The 16989-nt window shown below is 53.1% G+C and carries 15 protein-coding genes and 1 riboswitch; of the genes, 4 read left to right on the top strand and 11 right to left on the bottom strand.

What is annotated here, in order from left to right; all coding sequences use genetic code 11:
- The first annotated feature begins 32 nt into the window (after positions 1-32).
- A complete protein-coding gene (locus AZF00_RS14425; RefSeq protein WP_008251534.1) occupies positions 33-1718 on the top strand; it encodes an alkaline phosphatase D family protein in 1686 nt (561 codons plus the stop codon).
- Positions 1719-1806: 88 nt separating this feature from the next.
- On the top strand, positions 1807-3858 hold the full coding sequence (locus tag AZF00_RS14420) for a metallophosphoesterase (RefSeq protein WP_008251533.1): 2052 nt from the start codon (positions 1807-1809) through the stop codon (positions 3856-3858).
- Between the two features lie 21 nt (positions 3859-3879).
- On the opposite strand, the gene AZF00_RS14415 is transcribed toward AZF00_RS14420, so the two are convergent.
- The 8 genes from AZF00_RS14415 to AZF00_RS14380 all read right to left on the bottom strand — a co-directional run bounded on the left by AZF00_RS14415 (position 3880) and on the right by AZF00_RS14380 (position 12850).
- Entirely contained in the window at positions 3880-5331 is a 1452-nt protein-coding gene (locus AZF00_RS14415) for a cobyric acid synthase (RefSeq protein ID WP_008251532.1), read from the bottom strand.
- 414 nt (positions 5332-5745) lie between these two features.
- Positions 5746-6402: a 5,6-dimethylbenzimidazole synthase gene (gene bluB, locus AZF00_RS14410; RefSeq protein WP_008251531.1), complete on the bottom strand. Its 657-nt coding sequence runs from the start codon at positions 6400-6402 to the stop codon at positions 5746-5748.
- Positions 6399-7178, bottom strand: a complete 780-nt coding sequence (locus AZF00_RS14405) for an ABC transporter ATP-binding protein (RefSeq protein WP_008251530.1) — start codon at positions 7176-7178, stop codon at positions 6399-6401. Before AZF00_RS14405 ends, bluB begins: the two co-directional genes overlap by 4 nt.
- Positions 7178-8176 carry a FecCD family ABC transporter permease gene (locus AZF00_RS14400; protein WP_008251529.1) on the bottom strand — a complete coding sequence of 333 codons (999 nt, stop codon included), beginning with the start codon at positions 8174-8176 and terminating at the stop codon, positions 7178-7180. The genes AZF00_RS14405 and AZF00_RS14400 overlap by 1 nt, the downstream gene beginning before the upstream one ends.
- Positions 8163-9050: a cobalamin-binding protein gene (locus AZF00_RS14395; protein WP_008251528.1), complete on the bottom strand. Its 888-nt coding sequence runs from the start codon at positions 9048-9050 to the stop codon at positions 8163-8165. Before AZF00_RS14395 ends, AZF00_RS14400 begins: the two co-directional genes overlap by 14 nt.
- On the bottom strand, positions 9044-9652 hold the full coding sequence (gene cobO, locus AZF00_RS14390; RefSeq protein WP_008251527.1) for a cob(I)yrinic acid a,c-diamide adenosyltransferase: 609 nt from the start codon (positions 9650-9652) through the stop codon (positions 9044-9046). Before cobO ends, AZF00_RS14395 begins: the two co-directional genes overlap by 7 nt.
- 73 nt (positions 9653-9725) lie before the next feature.
- Positions 9726-11597, bottom strand: coding sequence for a TonB-dependent receptor domain-containing protein (locus AZF00_RS14385; protein WP_008251526.1), 1872 nt, complete (start codon positions 11595-11597; stop codon positions 9726-9728).
- A 90-nt stretch (positions 11598-11687) separates the two neighbouring features.
- A riboswitch (cobalamin riboswitch) is annotated at positions 11688-11868 on the bottom strand.
- Positions 11869-11920: 52 nt separating this feature from the next.
- Positions 11921-12850, bottom strand: coding sequence for a 2-dehydropantoate 2-reductase (locus AZF00_RS14380; RefSeq protein WP_008251525.1), 930 nt, complete (start codon positions 12848-12850; stop codon positions 11921-11923).
- 95 nt (positions 12851-12945) lie between these two features.
- Between AZF00_RS14380 and AZF00_RS14375 the strand changes: the two genes are divergently transcribed.
- The gene (locus tag AZF00_RS14375) at positions 12946-13428 is read left to right on the top strand and encodes a YajQ family cyclic di-GMP-binding protein (protein WP_008251524.1); all 483 of its coding nucleotides are present in this window, start codon (positions 12946-12948) and stop codon (positions 13426-13428) included.
- A 98-nt stretch (positions 13429-13526) separates the two neighbouring features.
- Positions 13527-14807, top strand: coding sequence for an AmpG family muropeptide MFS transporter (locus tag AZF00_RS14370; protein ID WP_008251523.1), 1281 nt, complete (start codon positions 13527-13529; stop codon positions 14805-14807).
- Positions 14808-14890: 83 nt separating this feature from the next.
- Here AZF00_RS14370 and AZF00_RS14365 read toward each other — a convergent pair whose 3' ends face one another.
- The 3 genes from AZF00_RS14365 to AZF00_RS14355 are packed head-to-tail and all read right to left on the bottom strand — an operon-like array spanning position 14891 to position 16892.
- Positions 14891-15193 carry an MGMT family protein gene (locus AZF00_RS14365; protein WP_008251522.1) on the bottom strand — a complete coding sequence of 101 codons (303 nt, stop codon included), beginning with the start codon at positions 15191-15193 and terminating at the stop codon, positions 14891-14893.
- Positions 15190-15840, bottom strand: coding sequence for a carbonic anhydrase (locus tag AZF00_RS14360; RefSeq protein ID WP_008251520.1), 651 nt, complete (start codon positions 15838-15840; stop codon positions 15190-15192). Before AZF00_RS14360 ends, AZF00_RS14365 begins: the two co-directional genes overlap by 4 nt.
- 26 nt (positions 15841-15866) lie before the next feature.
- Positions 15867-16892 (bottom strand): phospholipase A, encoded by a 1026-nt coding sequence (locus AZF00_RS14355; RefSeq protein WP_008251510.1) that lies wholly within the window; start codon positions 16890-16892, stop codon positions 15867-15869.
- Positions 16893-16989: the final 97 nt, after the last annotated feature.

Raw genomic sequence — 16989 nt, 5'->3', positions numbered from 1 at the left:
CTGAAACTTAACTGTAACAAGGCGTGGTTATCATGCCGTTACTTTTAAATGACAGTACGAGTGAGTTATACGTGAACCGACGCCATTTTCTACGCGCCATGAGTACTGTGTCTATCGCGGTGCCTATATTGACAGCCTGCGGTAGCAACAGCAATTCCAATCGCGCGCCAACGGCCAGCAAACCGCCGGCAGGCAGTCCTGTCACTGCACCGCCGGTATCATTTATTCATGGCGTCGCGAGTGGCGACCCGCTAGATGATCGCGTTATTCTGTGGACGAGAGTCACGCCAGACCAAGCCGACGGCGGTGGTATTACCGTTTTATGTGAGGTTGCTGAAGACCCCGAGTTTGAGAATGTCGTACTGGCAGAAAATTTGGTGACTGGCCCCGAACGCGATTATACGGTGAAGTTCGACGCCGCTGGTTTATTGTCTGAACAACATTACTGGTACCGCTTTTCAGTTGGTGAGCAGCTATCGCCAGTTGGTCGCGCACTGACGCTGCCTATGCCAGGTCAATACGCGGAGCATTTACGTTTTGCGGTGTGTTCCTGCAGCAGCTACCCCCACGGTTATTTCTCGGTGTACCGGATGATCGCCAATCGCAGCGATCTCAATTTTGTTCTGCACTTGGGCGATTACATCTACGAATATGGTGATGGCGAGTACGGTGACAACGCGGGTCGCCTGCTCGATCCAAATCACGAAATTTTGGTGTTAGACGATTACCGTCGTCGCTATGCCCATTATCGCCGTGATGTTGACTTACAAGCAGTGCATCAGACACACCCTTTTATTACCGTGTGGGATGATCACGAGACCGCCGATAACTCCTACAAAGATGGTGCTAATAATCACAACGACGGTGAGGGCGAGTGGGATGCGCGCAAGACTCAAGCGATTCAAGCCTATTTTGAATGGATGCCAATTCGCCCCCCTACGGCTAGCGAAGACAGTATTTATCGTAGCTTCCGCTACGGTGATTTAGCCGACTTCGTCATGCTGGACACCCGCATAGAAGGGCGTATTAAGCAGTTGGATAACCCTGCTGACCCAGCGCGAACCGACGCCCGCGACTTGCTTGGGCAAACCCAGAAAGAGTGGTTTAAAAACAAGCTCGCTACCGCGCAAAATACCTGGAAAATCGTGGGCCAGCAGGTGATGTTTGCTCAGCTGCAACTGCTGGAAATTCAGCGCTTATTGCCGGGTGTGCCGACCAATGAATTTAGTCCGCTGGTGGCCATAAATATGGATCAGTGGGACGGCTACCCCAGTGAGCGCGAAGAGATACTGGATTTTGTGGAAGAAAATGCCATTAAAAATATGGTGGTATTAACCGGCGATATTCATAGTAGCTGGGCCAATGAACTCTATAAAAGTAGCGCGATATTAACATCAGGGGTATTTGAGGAGCCACTGGGTGTGGAGTTTGTTACTCCCAGCGTAACGTCACCCGGCTTCCCAGACGGCGCAGCAGAATTGGTGTCGGCGGTACTGCCAGTGGTGAATCCCCATATGAAATACACCGACTTGAAAAATCACGGTTTTATTTTAATGGATGTTACTCATCAGCGCGCCCAAGCTGAATTTTACTATGCCGCAAATATCGATGCGGCGGATCAGTCTGGGGTGGAGTCGAGCAAAGTAAAAAGTATGGCGGTTGAACGCGGTAGCAGTCGTTTAAAAGAAGATACGCCGCTGTCTCGGCCCAAGTTCTGATTTGTAAATATGTTTAGGGTTTCAGTAGCACTGGGTATTGTTTAGTGTGTAGTGATTATTTTTAAAACTTTTGAAATGTTGAATAACTATGAAGGCATTACCTTGTTTCGCTAAGGCGAGTTTAATTGCATTACTACTTAATCTAGCCGGGTGTGGTGGGGGCTCTTCGGCAAAGCCGACGGCAGCGGTCGATGACCCGCTCCAAGAAGCACCTGTAGACAGCACGCCAGATACGTCTCCCGATAAAGACGACGCTGTTGTTAGAATGATACTGCTCGGCGACAGCGGCAGTGGCAGCGAGGGCGCCTATGCGGTTGGTAAGGCGGTGGCGAAAGTGTGCGCGGTCAGAGGCTGCGATTTGGTGCTGGGGCTCGGCGATAATATTTACGAATCTGGGGTGAGTTCGGCGCTAGACCCTCAGTTTGAAGAAAAGTTTGAGCTGCCTTTCGCACCTATTGATTTGCCCTTTTACTTTGTACTTGGTAATCACGATAACAGTGGTTTTTTTGGCGGCGATGGCGCCAATAATGCCAAGGGTGATTTTGAGGTTGACTACCACTACCGCGATAGCCAGCACCCTGATTCGCCGCGGCAAACGTCGCGCTGGAAAATGCCGTCGCGCTACTACCGCTTCACCCAAGGTGGTGAGGCCAGCGCGCCACTGGTGGAATTCTTTGGTATCGACTCCAATCAAATCGCGGGCGGATTCCCCGACAGTGACGAAAACTATTCTTACAATAACTACGGCTTGGTTCAGGCCCAGTGGTTAAATGCGGCGATGGCCGACAGTAGAGCCAAATGGAAAATTGTCTTTGCTCACCATCCTTATATCTCCAACGGTTCCCATGGCAATGCCGGTAATTACGACGGTGCCCCTGTGTTTATTGCGCCGGTATTAGCCGGTGAACGCTATAAAGCATTTGTTGAAGAAACCCTATGCGATAAAGCCGATTTCTTTTTTGCCGGTCACGATCACGATTTGCAGTGGCTGATGCCAGTGGCTTCCTGTGGTAAAACTGGTTTTATTCTCTCGGGTGCGGCCAGTAAAACCCGCAGTCTTGAACACCGCGACGATAATCCCGTGTTTTATGAAAAGGGCGATAGTTACGGCTTTGTCTGGGTCGAGATTAAGGGCGATAAAATGGTGGGCGAAATCTACCAAGTCGATCCGGCCGACCCAGCCTTGGGCTTAGGTTCACTCAATCAGCCTGAGCCAGCATTTCGGCGTGAGCAAATTCAGCAAGAAGCAATTGGCTTGCCTGAATCAGAAGGTTTTACTAGCCCACTGCAAGCTAACGACAGCTTTGACGTTAACGGTGAGACCGGTAATCTTGACCCGGTACAGACGCAATTTAGCAGCGGCTTTAACAGTCTTGCTGCGGCCATTCCCGAAGAAAATATTAGTCGCCTTGTGACGGGGGTGGGTGAATCCGGTACTGCACTATTGGAAGTTGCCGATTCGCTGATCACGGGTTTGCAGGGCGCTGCCACTGAGCAGAATCCAGACTTGGCCTTGGCCGGAGCCGCGCGGGCAAGTCAGGCCCTGCAGTACGCATTGCAAAGCTTACAAGACAGTCTGGTTCCGGCCGAGGGTCAAGGCTTGCCTGCGCCCCTCGACCAGCTCAGCGCTGCGCTGGAGCAGTTCAGTGCGGAGTCGCCTTCTGATGATGATACTGCAGATGGAAACGCCAGCGCCGATCTGCGTGGCATCACTGATCCCCTGCGTAATTTAGCTAGCAATATTCAAAACATTGTCGACGGCATTGCTGAAGAGGGCGGTAGTGCGCCGGTAGCTGGAGCCTCACTGGACTTATTGTCCGAATTATTAATCGATGTAACTCGCTTGATTGATGCGGCGGGCAATGTTGATAGCGGCGAAATGGCCCAAGTATTGGCGTCGACCACCGACGACCTGCTCGCCAATATTTTGCTCAATGTTGTGCCTATTGAAGAATATGCGCCAAGTGAGGTGAGCGATGCTATAGGGCTTGGTCCCAAATTTTTGGGCACTGCATTACTTTTAGTTAGCCAAGAAGTCGCCTACCATTTAGACACGCAGGTTTTGCCGCCGATTTTACAAGGCTTGGCTATGCTGCCGCTGTCGGCGCTGGATGAATTGTTTGCGGCCTTTACGCTTTAATTTGGGGTGCCTAGGGCTTTGTTAACGGCCAGCGAGTGGTGTTAGCAGAGCCTCAATATTCAAATGCGCCTCTAAGCAATCTGCGAGTCTATCAATATTGCTTTCAATCACCCCCGCGTAATCCAGTGCCGCAACGTCTTTGAGGCCTGCCCATTTAAGCAGGCTGTCGCGGGTGTCGCTTTCGTCAAAGAGGCCGTGCAAATAGCTGCCAATAATCTGACCGTCGGCGCTGCGGGCGCCGTCATGGTGGCGGCCTAAATCGGCAAAGGGCGTATCCAGTGCCGGACCAGTGCTAATGCCCGCGTGAATTTCATAGCCGCGTATTTTGGCTTGTTCTTCCCATAAATGGCCGCTGACCTGGCGCAGGGTTTTGCTGCTGCCGAGGGTGGTTTCCATGTCGAGCAGGCCAAGGCCGGTAGTTGATCCGGCGTCGCCCTCGATGGCGTCGGGGTCATGTACTGCACGGCCTAACATTTGAAAACCGCCGCAAATCCCAAAGACCTTGCCGCCATAACGCAGGTGCTTTTCTATGTCCTTGTGCCAGTTGTTGCTGCGCAAATAATCCAAGTCGCGGCGGGTGCTTTTGCTGCCGGGCAGAATAATTAAATCGCAGGGCGGTATCACTTCGCCCTTGCCCACGAACTTTAGATCGACCTGCGGGTGCAGACGCAATACGTCGAAATCGGTGTGATTACTAATACGAGTGAACACCGGTACCACCACTTTAATCGCGTTTTCGCTTAGGGTTTGGCGGCTGTCGATGGCGTCTTCGGCTTCTAAATGCAGGTCGTGAATATAGGGCACCACACCGATGACCGGCTTGCCGGTGCGCTCTTCTAGCCAGTAGAGGCCCGACTGAAGCAGGGCGATATCGCCGCGAAAGCGATTGATGATAAAGCCTGTTACTCGCGCCTGCTCGGTTTCCGACAATAAATCTAAAGTGCCGACCAAATGGGCAAACACACCGCCGCGATCAATATCGGCCACAATCACCACCGGGCAATCCACCGCCTCAGCAAAGCCCATATTGGCAATATCATTGGCGCGTAAATTAATTTCGGCGGGGCTGCCCGCACCTTCCACAACAATGACGTCGTATTGCTGACAAAGGCGCTGATGGGATTCTAATACCGCCGCCATGGCGCGTTTTTTATAAGCGTGGTAATCCTGCGCCTCCATATTGCTCAGCGCCTTGCCGTGAATAATCACTTGGGCGCCGGTGTCGTTATTGGGTTTGAGCAGCACCGGATTCATATCGGTGTGTGGCGGCAGACCGCAGGCTTGGGCCTGTACTGCTTGGGCGCGGCCAATCTCGCCGCCCTCTGGGGTCACCGCGCTGTTCAAAGCCATATTCTGCGGTTTAAACGGGGCAACACTCAGGCCACGTCGCTTAAAAACACGGCATAGGCCGGCGACCGTTACGCTTTTACCGGCGTCCGAGGTAGTGCCTTGAATCATTAATGTTAGGGTCATAGCTTGTGTCACTTAATTTAAATATTTAGGGAGACGGGAGATGCTGGACGGCGAACGCTAAAAATTAGTCTGACGTCGGACGTCAGGTGTCGGACGTAAGTGGACCAGCCGCAAGACCTTGCCGCCCTTCAACCGAGCTCCGGCCAGAGTTTTAAGCGTTTACCGTCTCCCGTCTAACGTAAAGCATTCTCGGGCGTTGCTAGACGTAGAGCGTTAATTCGTTCGTCCGACTTCAGACGTCGGACGTCGGACGTCGGACGTCAGGTGTCGGACGTAAGTGGACCAGCCGCGAGACCTTGCCACCCTTCAACCGAGCTCCGACCAGAGTTCTTAGCGTCTCCCGTCTCCCATCCAGCGTGTTGCAGCCACCGCGTCTGACCTCCGACGTCCGACGCCCAGCGCCAGACCTGCACCTTAGTCTTGCCAGCCGTCTTGCATAATCAGTTCATCAAGATCCTTGCGCTTGGCCCACTGTTCGGTTTCTAGCATCGGTCGCGGGTAAAATTCTGCTACAGGGCCAAGGCAGAGTATGGCAATGGGTAGGCTGTCGCTGGGCATATTTAGCAGCTGCATTACTTGCTCGGGATCAAACAGCGACACCCAGCCCATGCCCAAGCCTTCGGCGCGGGCCGCCAGCCACAGATTTTGAATAGCGCAGGACGCCGAGGCCAAATCCATTTGCGGCAGCGTGCGACGACCAAAGATATGCTTTTCTCGCTGATCCATTAAGGCGACAACAATCAGCTCGGCGCAGTCTTTAATGCCTTCTACCTTTAAACGCATAAATTCGTCTTCGCGCTCGTTTAAAGCGTGGGCGGTTTTAATGCGCTCTTCTTGCACGGTGTTGTAAAGAGAATTACGCAGCTCGGGATCTTGAATTCGAATAAAGCGCCAGGGCTGCATTAGGCCGACGCTGGGCGCGAGGTGGGCGGCGCCGAGCAACTTCATTAAGGTGTCGTGGGGCACTTCGCCGCCGCAAAAATGACGCATGTCGCGGCGTTCGGCAATCACCCGATACACCGTGTCGATGTCGGCTTGTTTATAGGCGTTGTTATTGGCCTTTGGATTCATAAACCTGAGTTCCTGCTGCTCAGGGGAATGAAGTAGCGCTGGCCGTCGCTAACAATGCTGCGCAGGGGCTGATTATAAAGTTTCTCTAAGGCGGGGGTGGCGAGCATAGTGTCGGCATCGCCCCAGCAGGCATCGCCATTGGGGTAGAGTAGTAAAATTTTATCGCACCACTGGGCCGCTAAATTTAAATCGTGCAGGCACAGCACAATGCCGCAGTTAGCCGTCGCCTGCTCGGCTAATAACTCCATAATTTGTACTTGGTGTTTTAAGTCTAAATGGTTGCTGGGCTCGTCGGCCAGCCACAGTTTAGGGGTTTGACTTAGCGCAGTGGCAATAGCCAAACGCTGGCGCTCGCCGCCAGATAAAGTGCTAATCAGGCGGTGCTCTAATTCGGCCAGTTCTAATTTTTGCAGGGCGCCGCGGGCGATGGCCAAGTCTTCAGCGCTCTCAATATCCCAGGGTGAAATAAAGGGGTGGCGGCCAATCATGGCGGTTTCTAATACCGTGGCGGGAAAGCCCTCGCCATTGTTTTGGAAAACCACTGCCAATTGCTGGGCGACCTGCTTGCGGCGCAGTTGCTGAATATTTTTGCCCGCTAATTCCACCGATCCGCTGCGGGGCTTGCGCAGTCCCGCTAGGGTGTGGAGCAAGGTGGTTTTGCCTGCGCCATTGGGGCCGAGTACGCCCCAGGTTTCACCGGGCTTAATTTCGAAGGACAGTGGCGTGCCACTGCTGCGCTCGGGAATGTCGATGATGAGATTTTTGGCCGCAAGCATCAGCGGCTCCGGTGCAGCAAGTATAAGAATGTGGGCACGCCGATCAGTGCGGTAATCACCCCCGCCGGTAATTGCTCGGGTGCGATCAAGGTGCGCGCCAAGGTGTCGGCCAAGGTCAGCAGCGCGCCGCCCGCTAAGGCGGCGGCGGGCAAGATCAGGCGCTGATCGTTGCCCAATACCAAGCGCAGCATATGGGGCACTATTAAACCGACAAAGCCGATGCTGCCAGCAGTGACCACGGCAAAGGCGGTGAGTAGGCTGGCGGCAATATAAATCGTCCACTCCAGTGCCCGTACCGAAACCCCTAGTGCCGCTGCCTGCATTTGGCCGCGAGCCAATACATTTAAGCTACGCCCCAGCGGCAACATAATAATAGAAATCAAGCCGAGTACGATTAGCGCTGGCCACGGTGAGCGGGCGTAGGCGAGGTCGCCCATTAGCCAATACAACATCCCCGGCAATTGGTCGCTGGGGCTGACGGCGAGCATAAAGGTGATGGCGGCGCCCCAGCCGGAGGCGATAACCACACCGGTTAATAGCAGTCGAGTTGGTGTCCAGCTGCCTGTGCCGTGGGCTAAACCAAACACGGTGACCGCCGATACCATGGCGCCGATAAACGCCGAGCCAGAAACGGCAGCGGCGCTCAGACCAAGCAGCATAGAAGTCAGGGCGCCAACCGCCGCGCCGCCAGACAGGCCTAAAATATAGGGGTCGGCCAGGGGATTGCGCAGCAGCACTTGCATCAGAGCACCGGCCACGGCAAGTAAGCCGCCTGCGCCAAATGCGGATAGGGCGCGGGGCAGTCGCAGTTCAAATACCAAGGTGCGGTGCAACGGTTCGCCGCCGCCACTGAGTACCTGCCACAATTCGGTATTGGAAATACTGACGCTGCCGGTGGTAATTGCAAGCGCGAGGGTAGCAAGCGTAAGTAGGGCCAAAACGCTCAGCGGCAGAATGAAATGTGGCACTGCCCCGCGGCTGGTTTTAACGGCGGCCACGGGCAGTCTCTAAATGTTGGCAGAGCAAGGTGGTGCCTTCCAGTAAGCGCGGGGTTGGCCGCTGAATAGTCGAGGGCGGAATAAAAAATAAGTTGTTGCGACGCACGGCAGTAAGGCCGCTAAAGCGCAGCCACTCGTCCAGCCAGTCGCGGTTTTCTTCGCCCATACCACCGGCGATGATGGCCTCGGGGTCGGCGGCCAGTACCGCTTCATTGTCGATGCGGGCGCTGAGATTAGGCAAGTTGCCAAACACATTCATGCCGCCGCAAATGCGGGTGGCCTCGCTAATAATATGCTCATTATTAACGGTCATTAGAGGGTTGCTCCATATTTGCTGGAACACCGTAACGGGCGCCGACTGGCTGTAGCGATCTTCTAGTTCGGCAATGCCCGCGCGGAATTTATCCGCCGCGAGTTTGGCCTGTGTCTCACTGCCCGCGAGTTTGCCAAGCCTTTCTAGGCTGGAGCTTACGTCGTCAAAATCATTGAGCTGGGTATAGTAGATTGTGAGGCCAAGTGACTTTAATTTTGCTAATTGCTCGGCGGGATTACCTTCAATCCACGCAATTAGTAAATCAGGTTTTTGCGCCAGAATCGCTTCTTGGTCAAAGCGATTATAGCTACCAACCCTAGGTAGTGCTTTTGCCGCCTCGGGATAGTCGCAATAGCTCACGGCGGCAATGACTTGATCACCGCCGCCAGCGGCGTAGATCAGCTCAGTCGCACCAGGTGATAAAGCAATAATGCGCTGTGCGGGTTTGCTCAGGCAGACTTCCGCGCCGCTATCATCTTGCACGCAGATGTCGGCTAACGCCGAACCGGCTGCAAATAGCGCGCTGAGAATGACTGCAACAGTGGTTTTCAACGCTACCACTCCACACCCTTGCGCGCTTTTATACCATTGTGAAAGGCGTGCTTGGTATCGTCGATCATCGACACGGTATCGGCCAGTTGTTTGAGCGGTACCGGTGCGCCGCGGCCTGTGACAATGACGCTTTGCTCGCGGGGGCGATTGCGCAGGGCTTCGTAAACTTCTTCGGCGTCGAGATAACCGTATTTTAAAACGTAGGTGATTTCGTCGAGCAATACCAGATGAATGGTTTCATCTTGCAAGAGCAGCTTGGTTTTCTGCCAGGCTTGCTGGGCGGCTTCGCGGTCTTGTTCTTTGTTTTGGGTTTCCCACGTAAAACCGGAACCCATCACAATAAACGGGACTTCTGGACAGCGCTGCTGAATAAAATTGCGCTCGCCACAGTCCCAGGTGCCTTTAATAAATTGTACTACGGCTGCTTTATAACCGTGGCCCAAGGCGCGGATCACCGTGCCAAAGCCCGAGCTGGATTTACCCTTGCCGGGGCCGCTGAGCACGATAAGGACCCCGCGCTCCTCGGTGGCCTGCGCGACTTTTTCGTCGATCATGGCCTTTTTGATTTGCATGCGTTTCTGGTGTTTTTCGTCGTCACTCAGTGTAGTCATTAGGTCACCTGTTAAATGTACACCACCAATTGCACGCAAGTGGTGGTGTTAAAAACAACGGTAATGATACCTGTTATTTGGGTGTGTAGGTGATGGTTAGCATGGCTTCACGGCCAATAGTTTGATAGTCACCTAGTCCGCCCCGGGCAGTAACATAGTCGCGGTCAAAAATGTTTTTCAGGGCTAAGTTAAGCCTGAGTTGCTCGTTGAAGCGATATGATACGGCTGTGTCGATCACGGTGTATCCGCCTAAGCGATCAGTGTTGTTGGTGTCTTCATAGCGTTTGCCAACAAAGCGTAAGCTGGCGCTGGCGCCCCACTGTTGCCACTGGCGATCAGCATCAATATTAAATTGTTTGCTGGCTCGACGCCGCAAATCTTTGTTCGTGCTGGTGTCGGTGGCGTCGAGTAAGGTGGCGTTGGCTTCAATATTCCACTGATAGAGGCTTGTTGCCATGCTTAGCTCAAGACCTTTTATTTCGGCACCTTTGATCTGGTCGGGGCCAAATGTTGCCGGATTGTATTGAATTAATTCATCGACATCATTTTGAAAATAGCTGGCTCCCCAGGTTCCCCAGGCTTGATCGACCCGCAATTCTAATTCACGATTTTCTGAGGTTTCTGGCTTTAAAGTTGCCACGCCGTAAAAGGGGTAATATAAGTCATTAAAGGTGGGAGCATTAAAGCCTTCGCCGTAAGAGGCAATAAGTTTAACGGGCTTAGCAAGCTGAATGCCCACCGAGGCATTGCCGGTGTCATAGGTGCCAAATTGCTCGTTGTCGTCATTGCGGCCGCCGATCGTTAGGTCGACGATACCGAAATCGGCTTGCCACTGGGCGAAAATCGCCTTGTTGGCGCGGCTGTCTTCGCCATAATTCAGGTTGCTATCGACTTCGTCGAGCAGGCGTTCAAACCCCACAGTGAGTACATGGCTGTCACTGAGTAGCCAGTCATTTTGTAGACTATAAATTTTGCGGGTGGTGTCAAAATTATCACCGCTCACACCGACGGCGCTGGGTTCCACATAATGATGTTTGACCTGCGACTGATCCTTTGACTCACCGGCAGATAAAGTCAGCAGCCAGTTTTGCAAGAGCTGGAATTCTCCGCGGATATTGGCGACATTAACCTCGCTGACGCTGTAGGGCGAGCAACTATAAATAGCAAAAGGGGTGCCGTAGCAGTTGGTGTCGTAATCACTTTCGCTGCGGCTGTTTTGGTATAGCGCAAATATGCTGGCGCGCTCGTTAATTTTATGGCTCGCCGTTAGGTTGAAAGCGGTTTGTTCAAAGCCGTCTTTGTCGCCGTGCACCCCGGATTTGCTTTCGCTATTATCGATACCGTCAGTATTTTCTTGCAGAGCGCTAAGATTAAACTGCGTTTGGCTATTGCCACCGCTTATGGCTGCCAGAGCTTTACTGCTACCCTGAGTGCCAATGCCCAGTTGCAGCATGGGCTTTACACCGTCGGTGTCGTGGTATTTGCGGGTGATAATATTCACGACGCCACCGATGGCCTCAGAGCCATATAAGCTAGAGCGCGAGCCACGCACAATCTCCACTCGCTCAATTAGTTCTGGGGGTAGATTGGTTAGCGACGGGCTGCCGAGAGTGGCTGAACCAATGCGCACGCCATCGATTAAGACCAACGTATGGTTGCTTTGATTGCCGCGTAGAAACAGGCTGGTATTGGCGCCCCGCCCGCCATTGCGGACGAATGTCACGCCCACCGCACGAGACAGCAGTTCTTGCAAGTCTACTGGCTGAATACGCTCAATATCGGCGCGCTCAAATACTGTGACCGGTGCCAAGCTGTCGGCAATCGATTGCTCGGTGCGGGTCGCAGTGACGATGGTAGTTTCCATCTCGCTGTGGGACTGGGCCGACGTAGCCGATGCCGCAATGCTTAAAACACCGCTTAATGCGCTTAATGTGAATTTGTTCATGGTTAACCTCAAAGCTAGCTAGGGAAGCAATGAGGGAGGGGTAGGGGCTATATACAAGTATACGACCGCTGATGGAGCCCTCCGCTTCATCGGGTGAATCGGTAGTAGGCCGGTTCCGGGCTTGCCCTATCTTGTACTCGACAGTGGCTTACCGTTGCGGGGGCAGCGTCGGACTTGGTGGTGTTCTGTATGAACACGCCTCACCGGACTTCCCGTTTAACTCATCGCCGCGAATAACGCGGGCTTGAGCACCTATTACGTGGCGCGCACTCTACGGCTATGGTGCTATTTTGTCAAATTATGTAAGGCCGAGAAGCGGTAGCTTAGACGCGATTTTGTAATGAAATCCGTTGAACGTCGTCGAGCAGGTGTTGATTGGCGGGTAGGCTTAAGCCCTGTTCTGCGGCGAGCCGACACAGATAACCCGTAATCGCCTCAATCTCGGTTTCTTTGCCAGATTCAATATCTTGAAGCATGGAAGAACGGTTGTTCGCGGTAGCGCGGGCAACGTCCAATACTTGCTGGTGTAAGTTGGCGAGCTCTTGGTCGAGGTTCAGGATTTTGCTGAGCTTTAGAATTTCTTCTACCACGCTAGCGATTTGTGCTAGGGCTTCTGGCTTGTCGAGCAATTCGCCATTGCGGCAGCGATGAATAACCGTGAGGGGGTTGATCGCGCAATTAATAGCGAGCTTGCGCCAAAGCACGGCGTCAATATTGTCCCTTGGTGATACTGTTAGTGGTGCAAAACTCAGGGATTGAGCGATGGCGTCTACCTTGTCAGCTGCGCTGCCAATTAAGGTTTGGCCGCGCCCGGCGTGAACGACCGCAAAGCGGCTGGGTCGGTAAGCGCCCTCGGTGGTGGAGGCTTTAAATAGTCGTGCTTTGGGGAATTGCTGCTGGACTTGCTCGGCGATACCGAGGCCGTTTTGTAATAGCACCAAGCTGGCGTCGGGCTGAATATACTCTGCTATCGCTGCCAATGCCGTAAGGGTTTGCTGGGCTTTGGTGGTGATCAGCAGCTGTTGAATGGGGGCTGCGATTGTTGCTGGGCAGCGGGCGGGAATTTTGAGTAAGTCAGTTTGCCCGTTAGCCGTGAAGCGAATGCCGCCGTGCTGGCGATAAGCTGCTAAGCTGCTGTGGTCACGAAAGATGAGTTCAGTATTACGGCCGCTGCGCTGGGCATAGCAGGCCCATAAGCTGCCAATGGCGCCAGCGCCAAGAATCGACCATATTGGATTCGCGGTGTTGCTCACTGTGCTTTTCTGTACATTTGCTTGGTCCTACACATTCAGTCCGCAGTCTCGGGATGCTAAACTGCGCGGCGCAACATAACAAAGGAATTTAGGCTATGCCAGCGTTTGATATTGTCTCAGAAGTGGATTTACACATCTTTACCAATGCCGTTGATCAGGCAGGACGGGTCATTGAAACCCGTTTTGACTTTAAAGGTGTGGATGCGCGTTTTGAACGTGACGGATTGACGGTAACCATGTTCGCAGAGGCGGAATTTCAATTACAGCAAATGGAAGACCTGCTGCGTGCTGCGTTAGTAAAAGTGAAAATCGACCCCCTCGCTATGGAAATGGGTGATGTGAAGGGCGCGGGTAAGCAGGTAAAGCAGTTGGTTACCATGCAAAGCGGTCTGACCTCGGATGTGGCGCGCAAAATCGTTAAATTGATTAAAGACCGTAAACTCAAAGTGCAAAGCCAAATTCAAGATGAACAAGTGCGGGTAACGGGTAAAAAACGCGATGATTTGCAAGAAGTGATGGCGATATTGCGCGCCGAAGAGCTGGATCAGCCCCTTCAGTTCACTAATTTCCGAGATTGATCGCGATTTTCGTGCGTCAGCGCAAGGGCTGAATTTTCCGCTCTTGCATTCGCTGTCCAGCAAGCCAGAATGAACGCACTTTATACTCGGAACCGGCCATGACTGAACAGTCCCCACCGCCCATGCCAAGCCCAGCCCCCCTGACTTGGCAGCAGGCGATTTTTAATCGCCATATGTTTATCTGTGTATTAACCGGTTTTGCCTCTGGTTTGCCCCTGTATTTCTTGATTCAACTGGTCCCGGCTTGGTTGCGCAGCGAGGGTGTGGGCCTGACTGAGATTGGCTTGTTTGCGTTGATTGGCTTTCCCTATAACTGGAAGTTTGTTTGGGCGCCGTTGATGGACCGCTATGTACCGCCATTTTTTGGGCGGCGGCGGGGGTGGATGTTAATCAGTCAGCTAGGCTTGATCGTGTCGATGGCGGTGTTGGGCTTTATCGACCCCAAGTTTTCGGTGGGGCTTGTCGCCTACGGCGCGGCGGCGGTGGCCTTTTGCAGTGCCAGCCAAGATGTGGTGCTTGATGCTTATCGGCGGGAATTATTACGCGATGATGAGTTAGGGCTGGGCAATGCGATTCACGTGCAAGCCTATCGCTTGGCGGGTTTAGTGCCGGGCTCGATTGGGGTGATTCTGGGTGACTATTTACCGTGGAGTACGGTGTTTATGGTCATGGCTGCGTTCATGCTGATCGGTGTGGCGATGACCCTGTGGATTGAGGAGGCGGCGGACGCCAGTATTGCGCCGCTGAGTTTGCGGGCGGCGATTGTTGAGCCATTCAAAGAGTTTGTTAATCGTAAAGGTTGGGCTAGCGCGCTCTACTTGCTGCTGTTTTTGTTTCTTTATAAGCTCGGCGACAATATGGCCACCGCGCTGTCGTCGCCGTTTTACCTCGACCTTGGTTTTACCCTCACTGAAATTGGCACCATTGCCAAAACCGCTTCGCTGACCGCCGCGATTATTGGTGGTCTGGCTGGTGGCATTATTATGATTCGTCTCGGTATCAATCGTGCGCTGTGGGTTTTTGGGGTGGTGCAGGTATTAAGTATTCTTGGCTTTGCCGCACTGGCAGAAATCGGTCACGACCGCTTTGCTCTCGCGGTGGTCATTGTTTTTGAGTATCTCGGCGTTGGCCTCGGAACCGCTGCGTTTACGGCGTTCATTGCCCGTGCTACCACGCCTGCTTACGCCGCCACGCAGTTCGCCCTATTTACGGCCTTAGCGGCTGTGCCTCGCACCTTTGCTAATGCCACCACGGGCATTATTGTCGAGTCAGTGGGCTGGACGAATTTTTATTTGCTGTGTACGGTTATTGCAGTGCCGGGGATGTTGATGTTGTTTAAAGTCGCGCCGTGGCGGGAACCTGCGGCGGGAGGCGCTTGACGGGAGATGGGAGACGCTAAAAAACAAACCATGCACTGCGTGCTTTTGCGTTCACCGTCTCCCGTCAAGCGTGCCGCATCGCGTCAAGGCCACCGCCGCTGGCGCCAATATATCTTCCCGGATACATCTGCGCTGCCTTCTTGAATTAAGGCGTCCAACTGTCGTTGATAGCCGTCGCTACCAATAGGAAAGCTAATTTTGCCTTGGGCGTTGATGACTCTGAACCAGGGGAGTTTGGTGTCGCTTGGGGTTTGGCTGAGAAGTTTGCCAACCCGCCGGGCTTGGCCCGGCAGGCCGGCGAGTCTGGCTATGTCGCCGTAGCTGCATAGCCGTCCTTCAGGTATGCCCTGAATGACGGCGTAAAACTGCTGGGCGGCTTCGCTCATTCTGCTTCGAGGTTGCGGGTGCGTTCCCAGTAATCTTCGTAGAAAAAATCGACCTCACCGGTTTCCAGTGAGTACTCAGCACCAACCACCATCAATTTTCCTTCGCTGATGAGCTTTTCGAGGGTCGGGGAGCCGCTGCTGAGGTGTTCTACCGAGGTGCGAACATTGGCGCGAACAGATTGCTCGATCAGGGCTTTATGGTCATGTCGCAGCTCGGTCGTCATTAGGGTTTCTACCGCAGGGCGAATGCGTTTAACAATGGAGTGCAGATTCTGAGAGGGGATTTTGCTATTGCCGGTGAGGACGTCCACGGTGGCTGAAATAGCGCCGCAGTTGGAGTGGCCCAGTACCACAACAAGCGGTGTACCAAAATTGAGTGCGGCAAATTCAACGCTGCCAATGCCCGATGGCGCAACCACATTGCCAGCGACCCGAATAACAAAAAGGTCTCCAAGACCTTGGTCAAAGACTAATTCCGCTGGCACCCGGGCGTCAGAACAGCCCAATACAATAGCGAAGGGCGCTTGAATCTCAACGAGTTCTGGCCGCTTATTGTGGATGACAGTGGCAGTGTCGCTGTTTAATTTGTCTACAAAGCGGGCATTTCCGGATTTTAGTCGTTCCAGTGCTTCTTGAGCGTTAATCATTGTCATGTTTCCGTTTTCAGTGGGGATTACAGCCAGTCGCTGATCAGTACACCGATACCGATACTTTCGATGGCGTTATTGTATTCAATCAGGCTCTCTCCGTAGCCATTAAAATACTTTACGTAGGCCTTAACCCGGGAATTAATTGGGAAGCTCCAGCCGAGCTCCATTGCGCCTTTGTTCTCGCTACGTAAGTTATTACGCAGCATGAGGCTCAAGGTGCGATTATGCCAATTATAAATTCCCATCCATTCGAAATGGCCTAGGTATTTTTCAATATCTGGGTTGTTGTCGTCCTCCCTATCTTCTTTCAGGCGATACCAAGGTTTGAAGGACATCGCAAAGCGATCTCGTTCAAAAATGAAATTAAGCATCAGTCGGTTCCAGCTGCGTGATATCGGTTCACTGCGACCGTTCGATTGATGGTTAAATATCAGTTGGTTGCCAACATTGCGAAAGCCAAGCCACTCCCAGTCATTGGTGAAGGTGAGCATGGCCTCTGGCTCGTGGTTCGTTTCACGAAATGGGGCCGATGACACGCTGTTGTAGGCTTGCCAGAACGAACGGTTGGTGTAACCCATGCTGAGATAACCGTTGTTCTCAAAAATCGACTCCCAAACCATGACTTTTATGCTGAGCTGGAATTCTAATTCAGTATTGTCTTGCTGAATATCGGCGCCCGGCACCAGGCTATTATAATCAAAGATGTCGTCTCGGTAAGAGATTGGCAGTATGTAATTGCTTCTATGGGGGGTTAAAACAAAGGGGTTGTCGTGAGTAAAGCGCTCTAATTCAAAGCGTTGCTGTACTACGCCGCTATTGCTGTGAGTAGGCTCAGTAATAGTCTGTTCGGGCTGGCTCTCAGTAGCTTGGGTGTCGGTGGTGCTCCACAGTGGAGATTGACAGAGCGCCCGGAGTTCAGCGACGGTAGTCGATTCTGACGCTGACTGGGCCGCAAGGGCGAGACAGTCGGAGCTTGCCGCCGCAAGTGGCGCTGCTAAGGCGCCGCAGATGCCCAGAATAAGCAGTTTACTTTGCTGATGGTGTTTCATTTATGATCCGTATTGCGGCGTGGCAAACTAGAATTGTAAACCAATGCTGAGGCATTTGGCTGGTGATTTTTCAATTGCGCTGTGCGCCCTTGAATTC

The organism is Zhongshania aliphaticivorans (assembly GCF_001586255.1).
Taxonomy (GTDB): Bacteria; Pseudomonadota; Gammaproteobacteria; order Pseudomonadales; family Spongiibacteraceae; genus Spongiibacter; species Spongiibacter aliphaticivorans.
This window is presented reverse-complemented; position numbering and strand designations above follow the sequence as displayed.